The following is a 13709-nucleotide window of genomic DNA, read 5'->3' as shown; positions in this document are numbered from 1 at the left end:
GCGGGTCCGGAGGTCGATTCGACCACCCCGTTATTGACACTCTGTCAACAGTGTGGATGATAGGTGGAGTCGGATCCGCTCGCGGGTCGCACTTCATCGATCGGGAGAATCACGATGACGCAAGGATCTACCGCAACCCGAACCACCGAACGCCGGTCCCCGTGGATGGACGACGAATTGGAGGCCGTGGCCGACCTGGCAAGGAACTTCTTCGCCAAACACGTCACACCGCATCAGAAACGCTTCGCGTCCCAGGGTTTTCCCGACAAATCCGCCTATCGGGAACTCGGGACGCTCGGGCTCGCCGGCATGTCGATCCCCACCGAGTACGGCGGCGGAGGAGGAACGTTTGCGCACGACGCCGTGCTGTTCCACGAGCAGGTCATGGCGGGTGATCATTCACTCCAACTCGGCGTGCACTCGGGAATCGTGCCGCACTACCTCAATGCCTACGCCGATCACGAGCACAAACTGCGCTGGCTACCGAAGCTGGTGAGTGGCGAGTGGGTGGGCGCAATCGCCATGACCGAGCCCGGCACCGGATCCGACTTGCAGAACATCACCACCCGCGCCGTCCGCGACGGTGACGACTATCTGATCAGCGGCGCAAAGACATTCATCTCGAACGGTCGCAATTGTGATCTGGTGATCATTGCCGCCAAGACCGATCCCGGCCTCGGAGCGCGTGGAGTGTCGCTCATCGTGGCCGAGGTCGATGACAACACACCGGGTTTCGAGCGCGGGCGAATCCTCGAGAAGGTCGGACAGAAGGGCCAGGACACCACCGAGCTGTTCTTCGACCGCTTGCGGGTGCCTGCAACAAACCTGCTCGGGGACCGCGAAGGCACAGGGTTTGCCCAGCTGATGCAGCAGCTACTGCCCGAACGATTGATCTGTGGGGTTGCAGCCACTGCGGCAATGGAGCGTGCCGTCGCCCTCACCGTCGAGTACACCAAATCCCGAAACATGTTCGGGCAAACGCTCTTCGATCTGCAGAACACCCGCTTCGAACTTGCCGAGTGTGCGTCCATCGCTCGTATCTCACGAACGTTCATCGACGACTGCATCGTCAAATATCTTGCCGGGCAGCTCGATGCGACTACCGCCGCGATGGCCAAGTACTGGCTCACCGATCAGCAGTGCGCCGTGATCGACCGCTGCGTGCAACTACACGGCGGGTACGGCTACATACTCGAATATCCCATCGCTCAGATGTACGCCGACGCTCGTATTCAGCGAATCTACGCCGGATCGAACGAAGTCATGAAGGACCTCGTGGCGAGATCACTCTGAGCAATCAGGAATCCGCCTCGCACGCCGGCAGAACGTCACGCACGATGGCGAGCAAACTGCGTACCAGCAGAAGGTGCACCTGTTCGCGGTCGAGCGCTCCCGTCACCAACCACTGCTTACTGGCGGCCTTCGCCAATCCTCCGTACGTCACGATCATCGAATGAACAGCAGCCTCGCTGCCTTCACTCGGTCGAATCTCGAGCGCATCCATCATCCGTCGCGCAGCAACGTCGTCAGCGTCCTGCAGGATCCGATCCATCTCGGGATCACGGCGGAGGTCGTCGGACATGACTGTCGAGATCCACATGTCTCGATGACGCCAGGCGACGTCGAGCCACCGATCGATCACGGCGCCGATCCGCTTCTCCTGGCTCGCCGATCGCGGAATGCGGTCCACCGCCACTTCGGGAATGAAGACGAATCGCCGCACGACGTCGAGGTACAACTCCCGCTTGGAGCCGAAGTAATGATTGAGCAGCGGACGACCGACCCCGGCCGCCTTGGCCAACTCGGTCATCGAGACGTCGGCAAAAGACTTCTCCTCGAAAACCTTTGCCGCGCTGACAATGATCTGCTCACGTCGGTCTTCGGGACCGAGACGCTTTCCGCCTGTGGCCGACGCGGACGTCATTCTTTTCTCGCGGGCGTGCTGTTGACCGTCGCCTGCGCTTCGACCATGAGCGAAATGTGTTCCACCAAACGCTTACGAGAGATCTTGGAGGACGGGGTGTGCGCCTGATAGATGAACGCGAGGGCACCGAACAGCCCCACCGAATTGAGTTCGGAGTTCGCGGAGTCGGTTGCCTCGCCGCCGTACATCAGCTCGAGCGACGCGGAGATCGGATTGGTGAACTCCGCCATCAATTCTCGCCCTCGATCCCACAGCGCAGGTTCCGCCTGGGATTCGACGAACATGATGCGTCCACGGCGCGGATCCCTGAATACGTAGGTGGTGAAGGCCTTCACCACGTGACGGATCAGGGCCGACGGTTCGGAAGGCGCCGCCTCGAGAGCGTCCAGAATAGTGTCGCGCGCCCCGAGAACGACCTCGTCGAGCACGGCGACCAGCAGTTCGTCACGATTGGCGAAGCTCTCGTAGAAGTACCGTTCGGTGAGCGCAGCCTCGCGGCAGGTCGCACGCATGGTCGCGGCGGCCGCACCCTCGGTGCCCATGATCTGCAGCCCGGCTTCGATCAGCTGTGCCCGGCGCGCGGCGCGGCGATCTTCTGGTTCCTGCCCACGCCACCTGCGCGGGCCGGTGCGCCGAGCCTCGGTATCCGTCATGTCCCCATGTTCTCACTGACCGGCAGTGCTCTCGACCTCAGGTTATCGCGGCGACCTCGGCAAGCGAACTGACATCGCACGATGTCAATCAATTCAATTCTGACATCAATCGCTGTTGACATCACTTGATGTCAGACTTACTCTTCGTTCAGTTGTTCACGCACCAATCAGGAGGCGTCACACATGGTCGACATCGACCCAACCTCGGGGCCATCGGCCGGTGACGAGGAAACTCGAACTCGCCGAACACGAGTCGTCGTCATCGGAGCCGGTTTCGGCGGCATCGGAACGGCTGTCCGCTTGAAGCAGTCCGGGATCGACGACTTCGTCGTTCTGGAACGTGCCGCGGAGCCCGGGGGGACCTGGCAGGTCAATACCTACCCCGGTGCACAGTGCGACATCCCGTCGATTCTGTACTCGTTCTCGTTTGCGCCCAATCCGAACTGGACGCGGCTGTATCCGCTACAGCCCGAGATCTACGACTATCTCCGGGATTGCGTCCATCGCTTCGGACTGGCCGGTCATTTCCACTGCAACCAGGACGTGACAGAAGCTTCGTGGGACGAGCAAGCCCAGATCTGGCGAGTACACACTGCGGAAACCGTCTGGGAGGCACAGTTCCTGGTCGCGGCCACCGGCCCGTTCAGTGCCCCCGCCACACCCGACCTTCCCGGGCTCGAATCGTTTCGTGGTCAGATGTTCCACACCGCGGACTGGAACCACGACCACGACCTTCGCGGTGAGCGGATAGCCGTGGTCGGCACCGGCGCCTCTGCGGTGCAGATCATCCCCAGACTGCAACCGCTCGCGGACACGTTGACCGTGTTCCAACGGACACCGACGTGGATCCTGCCGCATCCGGATCAGCCGATGACCGGCTGGCCAAGCGCTCTCTTCGAGCGGGTGCCGCTCACCCAACGACTGGCACGCAAGGGACTCGACCTGCTTCAAGAAGCCCTGGTACCCGGATTCGTGTACAAGCCGTCACTTCTCAAAGGGCTGGCCGCACTCGGCCGAGCACACCTTCGCCGGCAGGTGCGGGACCCGGAGCTTCGCGCAAAGCTGCTCCCCCACTACGCATTCGGATGCAAGCGTCCGACGTTCTCGAACACCTACTATCCCGCGCTGGCGTCACCCAATGTGGAGGTGGTGACGGACGGAATCGTCGAGGTGCAGGAGCGCGGAGTTCTCACCGCGGACGGAACCTTCCGGGAAGTCGACACCATAGTCATGGGAACCGGCTTTCGGATGGGAGACAACCCGTCTTTCGACATCATCCGAGGCCAGGACGGCCGCAGCCTCGCACAGACGTGGAACGGCAGTGCCGAGGCCTTCCTCGGCACCACTATCAGCGGTTTTCCGAACTTCTTCATGATCCTCGGCCCCAATTCCGTGGTCTACACCTCACAGGTCGTCACGATCGAAGCCCAGGTCGAGTACATCGTGAGCTGCATTCTTCAAATGGACGAGCGCGGCATCGGCAGCATCGACGTCCGCGCAGACGTGCAACGCGAGTTCGTACGCGCGACAGACCGCCGACTCGCCACCAGCGTGTGGAACGCCGGGGGGTGCAGTAGTTACTACCTCGTCGACGGCGGCCGCAACTACACCTTCTATCCCGGATTCAACCGATCATTCCGCGCCAGGACCAAACGAGCCGACCTCGCTCACTACGCGCAGGTACAACCCGTCTCGTCCGCAGCACTCACCACTGCTCGAGAAACCGTGAGGAGCCGATAATGCTCGGCATCAACGCCTTCCGAGGCACACCCGTCGTCGCACCGTCCGGCGCTCGCCGCTACACCGACGAAGCACATGCGATCGCCGCCCGTGACGTCGATTTCGACTGGGACGGCGTACCACTGCATTACGTGCCGAACGAACCGATGGTCACCCACGTCATCAACTTCATGCATCTCGTGTTACCCGAGGGAGAGCGGGCCATGTCCGCAACGCTCGCCGAAGCACTCCCGCTCATCGAGGACACCCGCCTGCACGAAGAGGTGGTGGGATTCGTCGGCCAGGAAGCAACACACGCGTCGTCGCACAAAGGTGCACGCGAGCATCTTGCGGACCTCGGCATGGACATGAAACCGATGTCACGCCGGATGGACTGGCTCGTGGACAAGATATTGGGCGACAAAGGATTGACCGGAAAAGCCAAGCACGCCTGGCTCTGTGAACGTCTCGGCTTGTTTGCCGCCATGGAGCACTACACGGCAGTGGTCGGGGAATGGCTGCTCACCGATCCCGCCCTCGAAGATGCCGGCATGCACCCGATGATGCTCGACATGGTCAAGTGGCACGGCGCCGAGGAAGTCGAACACCGCAACGTAGCCTTCGACGCCTACATGTACGTGGACGGCAGCTACGCCAGACGCGTTCGCACGGCGCTGCTGGCCAGCTTCACATTGTTCGTGCTGTTCATCGCCTCGATGAACTACCTGTTCCGACAGGACCCGTCCACGACGAAGGGCCGACTGTGGCCTCTCCAACTGATAAGCGCCACCCGTCGTGGCCTGGTACCCAACATGAAATTCCTGATCACCGAGATTCCTCCATATCTGCGGCCGAGCTTCCATCCTTCCCAGATCGGGGACATGGACGTCGCCATGCGTTACCTCGCTCGCTCGCCTGCTGCCAATCGTTCTTCCGAAGCGAGCGCAGGATGAACAAGACGACTGCCGACAGTTCCCACGACGCACCCGACTTCACACCGACCCGGTCGTTGAGGTTTGCCGCGCAAGCCACCGGCGCTTACCGCCGAATCTTTGCAGCAAGTCCAGCAGCGCACATACTTTCGCGCCCCAGCCCGGTCCGCTACAGCGGGTTCGACATGACTCTGGACGTGAAGTCCGTCCGGTCAGAGTGCGACGACGTCCTGAGTGTCACCTTGACCCCGAGGGAAGGAATCACCCTTCCGTCGTGGATTCCCGGCGCCCACCTCGACATCTTTCTCCCCTCGGGAAGGCAACGACAGTATTCGCTGTGCGGCGACCCCGACGACTTGTCCTCGTATCGGATCGCCGTCCGGAGGATCGACGAGGGTGGGGGCGGCTCGCGCGAGATACACGAGTCGCTGAAACCCGGCATGGTTGTGGACGTCCGAGGGCCACGCAATGCATTTCCGTTTGTCGCTGCTCCGTCGTACCTCTTTGTTGCGGGCGGAATCGGGATCACTCCGCTACTTCCCATGGTGCAACGTTGTCACCGCCGCGGAATCCCTTGGCGTTTGGATTATCTCGGACGAACTCGGACGGCCATGCCATTTCTCGACGAGATCGAGGAATACTCCAGCGGCCGGGTAACCATCCGACCGGACGACGAGTTGGGCCCGACGGATATCGAAACACTGGTCGCTGCTGCGGATCCCGGTGCCGCGGTGTACACGTGCGGACCGGCGCCGCTGATGAACATGGTGCGCGCGGCGACCTTCGCCGGCAATCCGACCGGATCGGTGCACAGCGAGAGGTTCTCCCCACTCCCGGTAGTCGACGGCAAGGAGTTCACGGTGCATCTGGCGCGCACCGGTCTCACCGTCGATGTGGGCGAGTCCGAAAGTGCTTTGGCTGCGATACGACGTGCACTTCCCGGAGTCGCGTATTCCTGCCAACAGGGCTTCTGCGGTACGTGCAAGGTTCGGGTGCTCTCAGGGAGCGTCGATCATCGAGACACCTTGCTCACCGAATCCGAACGTGCCGATTCGATGTTGACCTGTCGATCACGTTCCACCGGTGCTTCTTTGGTGGTGGACCTGTGAGGGGAAAATTCTCTCTTGCGGCAGCCGACGCAGACTTCGTCCGATCCGCGCCGCTGGTGATCACTCACCGGATCGAATCCGAAGCGACGTGCGAAAGCTTGTGGCAGACGTTGACCGCGGACGGAGCGCTCACGTCGTGGGCGCGCGGGATCACCGGAGCCGACTGGACCTCGGCCAGACCATTCGGCATCGGGACTACCCGAACCGTGCGCGCCGGCGCTTTTGCTGCACTGAACGAGAGATTCTTCCGCTGGGACGAGGGGCACCGAATGACGTTCTACGTGGAGTCGGCGTCACTGCCGGGGTTCAAACGCTTCGCCGAAGATCTGGTGCTGGAACCGACTTCGACTGGCAGCCGCCTCACCTGGACGTTCGCTGTCCAAGCGCAGCCGTTGTTCGCCCCGATTCTGTCGCTCTCCCGACCGATCCTCGAACGCGTCACTCGCAGCTGGGCCGACGGCGCCGTCCACCACACACTTCAAGGAACTCCACGATGACGGCGACCGAGATCGACACGACTACGCAGGCGTCCGACGACACGGTGACACAGGCAGTGCGCGACGCCCGAACTGCTTCCGAGTGGTGGGCAGAACTGACATTCGAGCAACGCGCTCGTCGACTGGATCGGTGGCGTGGAATCATCGCTCGTCGAGCATCCGAATTCGCCGACGTCGTGCACCGGGACATGGGCAAGCCGCACCCTGACGCGATGCTCGAAATCGCCATGGCACTCGAACATCTCGCGTGGGCGTCGAAGAATGCCCGAAAAGTATTGGGCAGGCGCAGCGTCCGCTCCAGTTTGTTGACGGTCAATCAGGCCGCCTCGGTGGAGTATCGACCTCTCGGGGTGATCGGTGTGATCGGTCCGTGGAACTATCCGGTCTTCACCCCGCTCGGTTCGCTCTCGTTCTCGCTGGCTGCAGGCAATGCCGTGGTCTACAAGCCGAGTGAGTTCGCCCCGGCAGTCGGGCAATGGTTGGTCCGAGCGTTTGCCGAGGTCGTCCCTGAACATCCTGTGCTGCAAGTTGTCACAGGCGACGGTTCGGTCGGCGCGGCACTGTGCCTGGCCGGTGTCGACAAGATCGGGTTCACCGGATCGACCGCGACGGGCAAGAAAGTCATGGCAGCGTGCGCCGGGACCCTCACACCGGTGTTGATGGAATGTGGCGGTAAGGACGCGCTCATCCTTGATGCCGACGGAAATGTTGGTGCCGCCGCGGATGCTGCGGTGTGGGGCGCATTGTCCAACTCCGGTCAAACCTGTCTGGGCGTCGAGCGTGTATACGTGCACGAACAGGTCTACGACGAGTTTATCGACAAGACAATCACTTTGGCTGCCCGAGTTCATGCCGGTCCGGGTGCCGAGGACAAGATCGGTCCGATCACCATGCCCGCGCAAGTGGCTGTAATCCGGCGCCACATCGACGACGCGATGTCGCGGGGTGGACGTGTCGTTCTCGGAGGGCTCGGCTCGATCTCCGGCCAGTACGTGCAACCGACCATCATGGTCGACGTCCCCGAAGACAGCCTCGCCGTCACGGAGGAAACTTTCGGCCCGACGATGACGATCACCAAGGTCGCCTCGATGGACGAGGCGGTGGAGTTGGTCAATGCGTCGCCATATGCATTGGGAGCAAGCGTGTTCGGCAAGGATGGAGTGGCTGTTGCCGATCGGCTCCGATCCGGAGGAGCGTCGGTGAACTCTTACGTGATGTATGCCGCGGTTCCCAACCTGCCACTGGGTGGGGTCGGAGCATCTGGTTTCGGACGCGTTCACGGCCCAGATGGTCTGAAGGAGTTCACCTATGCCCGGTCGATGACCAGGCAACGATTCCGTTCGCCCCTACCACTGACGACGTTTCGACGGACCGCCCGAATCGACTGGCTGGTCAAGGTTCTCATCCGCGCGCTACACGGAAGGCACTGAAGCAATGACGGGACGCATGTCCGCAATTGCGGGAACAGTCCGCGATCTGGGCATTCCACTGCCCGGACGCCGAATCGACTACGACGTTGCCGGAAAGGTCGTGCTGATCACCGGCGGAGGCGACGGTATCGGTTCCGCGCTGGCGCGCACTCTCCACCGGCGTGGGGCCACCGTGGCGCTGGTCGACGTCAACGAAAGTTCATTGGCAACGGCCGAGCGCTCATTCGAGTCACAGCGAGTCGTGACGGTGACGGCCGATGTCCGAGATCGGGACGGCATGACCGCAGCCGTGCAAACGATCATCGAGCAGCTGGGCAGAATCGACGTCGTGGTGGCCAACGCCGGAATCACCCCTCCCCCGGCAACATTGCGCCAGATCGATCCCGACGCATTCGATCGCGTGCTCGACGTCAATCTCACCGGCGTCTTCAACACAGTGCATCCGACCATCGACGAGGTGATCCGCAACAGTGGGCACATCGTCGTCGTGTCATCGGCGGCGTCGTTCGCCCCCGGTTTGGGCGGCGCTTCGTACATGATCAGTAAGGCTGGGGTCGAAGCGCTCGGCCGGGCGCTGCGTCTCGAGGTTGCCGGCTACGGCGCCACTGCCGGCATCGCGTACTTCGGGATGGTGGATACACAACTTGCACGCGCCACACTCGACGACGACGAGATCGGGCGCAAACTCGACGCTCGACTACCCGGTCCCCTCCGTCATCGAATCTCCCCGGACCGTGCCGCCACGGTGATCGCAGACGCGATCGCGCGCCGCGCCGCGCGGACCCTTGCCCCCGCTGCCTGGGAACCCTGGGCGTGGGGACGCGGATTCATCAATGTCCTGGCCGACGGCTATCTGGCCAGGGACAAACAGGCACACGACCTGATCCGCGAACTCGAAGACAGAACCACCGCTGCGGCCCCGACGAATGTATCAGCCCTGACAAAGGCATCCAGGAGATCATCATGACCACGTTGTGTGCAGCCTTCCAGCGAGTGTCGGCGGTAGCGCCCGACGCGGTGGCCCTGCGAGACATCGGCGATGCGCGAACACTGACGTGGCGCGAGTACGCCGAACAGGTCCGCGAGGTTGCCGCGGGATTGGCCGGAATCGGCGTGGGACACGGCGATACGGTTGCCCTGATGATGAGTAACCGCATCGAGTTCTATCCGATCGACGTCGGTGCCCAACATCTCGGCGCGACGTCCTTCTCCATCTACAACACGTCGGCACCCGAAGCCATCCGTTACATCCTCGCCAATTCCGGTGCACGGGTTCTCGTCTGCGAAGACCGGTACGTGGATACGGTCCGCCGCTCGGGCGCCACACTCGAGACGATCGTCGTCGTCGACGCGCAATCGCATGTCCACCAGCCCGGCACTGTGACCCTGCAGCAGATGAAGAATTCTGCCGCATCGGATTTCGATTTCGAGGGCACCTGGCGTGCGGTGAAACCGAACGACGTCGCCACGTTGATCTACACCTCCGGCACGACCGGCAACCCCAAGGGCGTCGAGACGACTCATGCATGCCTGTTGTTCGAAACCAACGCCGTAAGCGCTGTACTCCCCGTCGAATTCGGTGACCGCATCACCTCGTACATGCCGTCGGCGCACATCGCCGATCGGCTCACCTGCCTGTACATGCAAATGGTGTTCGGCACCCAGATCACTGTCGTGCCGGATCCGCGCCAGGTAGCGGCCGCGCTTCCGGACTGTCGCCCCACGATCTGGGGCAGCGTCCCCCGTGTGTGGGAAAAGCTGAAAGTTGCAGTCGAATCGGCTGTCGCCAACGAACCGGACGACGCGCGGCGAGCGGCGTTGCAGTGGGCACTCGACGTCGGTCGCACTCGTCTCGCACACTTACGAGCCGGTGAAACAGTCCCCGCCGAACTGGAAGCGGACTACGCCCGAGCCGATACGATGGTCCTGTCCGCTCTGCGTGCGAAACTCGGCTTTGCCGAACTGAAGTGGGCCATCTCTGGCGCCGCACCGATTCCGCCGGACACGTTGGCATTCTTTGCAGCCCTGGGAGTTCCGATCTCGGAGATCTGGGGAATGTCCGAGCTGACATGCATCGCGAGCACCGCGCCGGCCGAGCCGACCAAGCTCGGAACGGTCGGAAAGTTACTCCCAGGCATGGAAATGCGCATCGAGGCGGACGGCGAGCTACTGGTTCGAGGCCCGTTGGTCATGAAGGGGTACCGCGGCGAACCGGCAAAAACGGCCGAAGCGATCAGTGCAGACGGGTGGCTCTCGACCGGAGATGTCGTCACCGCCGACGCGGACGGCTACCTCACGGTGATCGATCGCAAGAAGGAGCTGATCATCAACGCGTCGGGAAAGAACATGTCACCGGCTGCCATCGAGACGGCAGTGAAGACGTCGTCGTCGTTGATCGGTGAGGTCGTGACGATCGGAGACGGCCGAAAGTTCAACACAGCGTTGATCACTCTCAGCGCCGACGCCGCGGTCGGAGCGGCACGCTCACTGGGACTTGCGGCCGAGGCCGCGGTACTCGCCAAGGACGCTCGGATCGTCGACGTCGTTGCAACTGCTGTCGCCGAGGGAAACTCGCGTCTGTCGAGGGCCGAGCAGATCAAGCGGTTTCACGTACTCACCATGTTCTGGGAGCCAGGCGGCGACGAGCTGACACCGACGATGAAGCTCAGGCGCAAGCCGATAGCCGAGAAGTACGCGTCCGAAATTGCAGCCCTCTATGCGGATTCGGTCGTTGAGGACGTCTACGAGCCTGCACCCTGCGCATAGATCAGCGTCTCGGTGGCCTTGACCACAAACGTAGCGGCCGATCCCGGAACCAGATCGAGTTCGGCCGCTGCGCTCGCCGTGATGTCGGCAGACAAGCCCGGCTGGCCGGCTTCGTCCTCCGCTCGCACTCGGACGACATCGCCTCGATTTTCGATCTCCGCGATCGTGACCGCAAACGCATTTCGTGGGCTGCCGTGCGGCGGATCCAGGAAGACCGACACTGCTCGCGGCTCGAAGACCGCCACGGCGGCACTGCCGGCCGGTAGGTCGGTCTCCGTCTGGCCCGCGATATCCACCCCGACCGGACTTCTGAGCACTCCGTCTCCGGCCATCGTGCCGCTGCGCAAGTTGATTCCGGCGATGCGTGCTGCGAATGCACTACGCGGGCGGGTCAGAACTGTTCGTACGTCACCACGTTCGACGACCCGGCCACCGTCCATGACGACAACCGTGTCGGCCAGCGCCAGTGCGTCCAGAGCGTCGTGCGTGACGAGTACGGCAGTGCGATCGCCGGTCCTGAGCACTCGGCGCAGTAACGACCGCAGCGCGGGGGCGGAGGCGACATCGAGCGCGGACATCGGTTCGTCGAGTAGAAGCAGTTCGGGTTCAGCAGCCAATGCCCTCGCCACTGCAACCCGTTGCGCTTGTCCACCGGAGAGTTGTGAAGGCTTGCGGTCAGCCAAATCGCCGGCGTCGACTGCGTCCAGCCAATGGCGCGCGGACTCGGCGGAATCGCGACGCGACCGCCCTGCACTGCGCGGCGCGAACGCCACGTTCGCAGCCGCACTGAGATGGGGAAAGAGAAGTGCCTCTTGCGCGAGTAGGGCAGTGCCGCGCCGATGGGGTGCCAACACGACTCCCCTACGGGTATCGGTGAGAACGCGGGAATTGAGTTCGATCAACCCGCGCCGCGGATGATGCAGTCCGGCAACCGCCGCCAGTACCGTCGACTTGCCGGCGCCGTTCGGCCCGAGGATGGCGGTCACCTCGCCCGCCGCTACGTCGAACGTCGCAACGACGTCGCGCTCCGGAATCTCGATGTCGACGTGGAGGCCACTCACAACGAACCCGCCGATCCGCGTCCACGCACCGCAACCACGATGACCACCGCGACTACAACCAGCACCAGCGAAAGCGCCACCGCTGCATCCGGATCGGTCTCACGCTGGAGATAGATTTCCAGCGGCAGGGTACGCGTCACCCCTTGCAGACTTCCCGCGAAGGTCAGCGTCGCACCGAATTCCCCCAGCGCGCGAGCGAAAGCCAGAACTGCCCCTGACACCAGACCGGGAAGCACCAGCGGCAGAGTCACCCGGCGAAGCACGGTGGTCGGGCGGGCTCCGAGCGTCGAGGCAACGGCCTCGTATCTTGTACCCGCAGTGCGTAGTGCACCTTCGAGGCTGACGACGAGGAACGGTAGCGCAACAAACGTCTGCGCCAGGACCACCGCGGTTGTCGAGAATGCTATCTGGATGCCGAGCACTTCCAACTGCTCACCGATCAACCCTTTGCGCCCGAACGTGTACAGCAACGCGATACCGCCCACCACTGGCGGCAGAACCAGCGGGAGCAGAATCAACGATCGAAGAACGGACAGTCCCCGAAAATGACTGCGCGCCAACACCGCGGCCATCGGTACCCCGAACAGGATGCACAGCAGCGTGCTCATTGCCGCTGTCTTCAAACTCAGTTTCAACGCGGCAACCGACGATTCGGAAGTCACGAGTTCCCAGAACTGCGACCACTGCACGGTGGCCAGCATCGCCGCCAAGGGCGCGATGACAAACGCTCCGCCGATCAGCGCCGGAAGGTAAATCCATACCGGCAACCCGAGCGGAGCCCGGACTGCCGGTCTTAGGTGTGTCACGGGGCAGCGAATCCCGCGTCACTCAGAACTGCCAGACCCTTAGGCCCCTTCACGAGATCGACGAATTTGGTTGCCGTTCCCGAATTCTTCGAATCCTTCAGCACCGCAATCCGGTACAGGTTGACCACCGTGGTGGCTTCCGGGAACGCGACCGACTGCACCTTGTCACCCGCGGACTTCGCGTCGGTGACGTAAACGATGCCGGCATCGGCCTGCCCGGACGTCACCTTGTTGAGAACGTCCGTCACCGACGATTCCTCACTGACGGGCGAGAGGGTCTCACCTGTGGCCGTCTCGACCTTCTTCGTAGCCGCGCCGCACGGGACCTGCGGAGCGCAGATCACCAGTTGTGTCCCCTCCTTTGCCAGATCCGCGAAGGACGCGATGCCCTTCGGATTGCCAGGCGGTACAACGATCGTCAAGGTATTGCTCGCGAAATCCGAGGGCGACCCCGCAACGACACCGGCATCGGTGGCCTTGGTCATGTTGGCGGCGTCAGCCGAGGCGAACACGTCAGCCGGTGCGCCCTGGGTGATCTGGGCGACGAGATCCGATGACCCGGCAAAGCTGAATGTGACCGATGAACCGGGGTTCTCGGACTCGAACTCCTTGCCGAGTTCGGTGAAGCTGTTCTTGAGTGACGCCGCCGCGAAGACGGTGATGCTTCCCGTGGCACTGTCACTGGAAGTGGTCGTGGTCGGAGCGGCCGACGACGTCTCCGACGACGAATTGTCGGAGGAACTACAACCGGTCACCAGGGCAAGCGAAAAGGCACCTGCTGCAACAAGTCCGACTACACGCTTCACGAATTT

General features: G+C 62.7%; 13 protein-coding genes. 8 read left to right on the top strand and 5 right to left on the bottom strand.

The genetic code is table 11. The features are described from left to right. Window positions 1-114 precede the first annotated feature (114 nt). Complete coding sequence (locus tag AC3WQS_RS03590) at window positions 115-1293, top strand: acyl-CoA dehydrogenase family protein (RefSeq protein WP_020908816.1); 1179 nt, start codon at window positions 115-117, stop codon at window positions 1291-1293. 4 nt (window positions 1294-1297) lie between these two features. On the opposite strand, the gene AC3WQS_RS03585 is transcribed toward AC3WQS_RS03590, so the two are convergent. After that, on the bottom strand, window positions 1298-1924 hold the full coding sequence (locus AC3WQS_RS03585; protein ID WP_492713460.1) for a TetR/AcrR family transcriptional regulator: 627 nt from the start codon (window positions 1922-1924) through the stop codon (window positions 1298-1300). Beyond that, window positions 1921-2577 carry a TetR/AcrR family transcriptional regulator gene (locus tag AC3WQS_RS03580; protein WP_046379073.1) on the bottom strand — a complete coding sequence of 219 codons (657 nt, stop codon included), beginning with the start codon at window positions 2575-2577 and terminating at the stop codon, window positions 1921-1923. The genes AC3WQS_RS03585 and AC3WQS_RS03580 overlap by 4 nt, the downstream gene beginning before the upstream one ends. Before the next feature lie 183 nt (window positions 2578-2760). Here AC3WQS_RS03580 and AC3WQS_RS03575 point away from each other — a divergent pair, with 183 nt between their 5' ends. The 7 genes from AC3WQS_RS03575 to fadD11 are packed head-to-tail and all read left to right on the top strand — an operon-like array spanning window position 2761 to window position 11030. Next, window positions 2761-4317, top strand: coding sequence for a flavin-containing monooxygenase (locus AC3WQS_RS03575; protein ID WP_047889902.1), 1557 nt, complete (start codon window positions 2761-2763; stop codon window positions 4315-4317). Further along, complete coding sequence (locus AC3WQS_RS03570; protein WP_029256039.1) at window positions 4317-5249, top strand: metal-dependent hydrolase; 933 nt, start codon at window positions 4317-4319, stop codon at window positions 5247-5249. Before AC3WQS_RS03575 ends, AC3WQS_RS03570 begins: the two co-directional genes overlap by 1 nt. Further along, on the top strand, window positions 5246-6337 hold the full coding sequence (locus AC3WQS_RS03565; protein ID WP_020908820.1) for a PDR/VanB family oxidoreductase: 1092 nt from the start codon (window positions 5246-5248) through the stop codon (window positions 6335-6337). The genes AC3WQS_RS03570 and AC3WQS_RS03565 overlap by 4 nt, the downstream gene beginning before the upstream one ends. After that, the gene (locus tag AC3WQS_RS03560) at window positions 6334-6834 is read left to right on the top strand and encodes an SRPBCC family protein (protein ID WP_021345298.1); all 501 of its coding nucleotides are present in this window, start codon (window positions 6334-6336) and stop codon (window positions 6832-6834) included. Before AC3WQS_RS03565 ends, AC3WQS_RS03560 begins: the two co-directional genes overlap by 4 nt. Next, window positions 6831-8264 carry an aldehyde dehydrogenase family protein gene (locus AC3WQS_RS03555; protein WP_492741403.1) on the top strand — a complete coding sequence of 478 codons (1434 nt, stop codon included), beginning with the start codon at window positions 6831-6833 and terminating at the stop codon, window positions 8262-8264. The genes AC3WQS_RS03560 and AC3WQS_RS03555 overlap by 4 nt, the downstream gene beginning before the upstream one ends. 4 nt (window positions 8265-8268) lie before the next feature. Then, window positions 8269-9231, top strand: a complete 963-nt coding sequence (locus AC3WQS_RS03550) for an SDR family oxidoreductase (RefSeq protein ID WP_031330876.1) — start codon at window positions 8269-8271, stop codon at window positions 9229-9231. Beyond that, on the top strand, window positions 9228-11030 hold the full coding sequence (fadD11, locus tag AC3WQS_RS03545; RefSeq protein WP_197941794.1) for a fatty acid--CoA ligase FadD11: 1803 nt from the start codon (window positions 9228-9230) through the stop codon (window positions 11028-11030). Before AC3WQS_RS03550 ends, fadD11 begins: the two co-directional genes overlap by 4 nt. Here fadD11 and AC3WQS_RS03540 read toward each other — a convergent pair. Genes AC3WQS_RS03540 through modA form a run of 3 tightly spaced genes read right to left on the bottom strand, consistent with a single transcriptional unit; the run spans window position 11006 to window position 13703 of the window. Next, window positions 11006-12091: a sulfate/molybdate ABC transporter ATP-binding protein gene (locus AC3WQS_RS03540; RefSeq protein ID WP_021345303.1), complete on the bottom strand. Its 1086-nt coding sequence runs from the start codon at window positions 12089-12091 to the stop codon at window positions 11006-11008. The genes fadD11 and AC3WQS_RS03540 overlap by 25 nt on opposite strands. After that, complete coding sequence (locus AC3WQS_RS03535; protein ID WP_020970514.1) at window positions 12088-12897, bottom strand: ABC transporter permease; 810 nt, start codon at window positions 12895-12897, stop codon at window positions 12088-12090. Before AC3WQS_RS03535 ends, AC3WQS_RS03540 begins: the two co-directional genes overlap by 4 nt. Beyond that, a complete protein-coding gene (gene modA, locus AC3WQS_RS03530; protein ID WP_197941793.1) occupies window positions 12894-13703 on the bottom strand; it encodes a molybdate ABC transporter substrate-binding protein in 810 nt (269 codons plus the stop codon). Before modA ends, AC3WQS_RS03535 begins: the two co-directional genes overlap by 4 nt. Between the last annotated feature and the right edge of the window lie 6 nt (window positions 13704-13709).

Source organism: Rhodococcus sp. FW305-130, assembly GCF_058788335.1.
The sequence above is the reverse complement of the archived record's forward strand: the minus strand, read 5'-3'. Positions and strand labels throughout refer to the sequence as shown.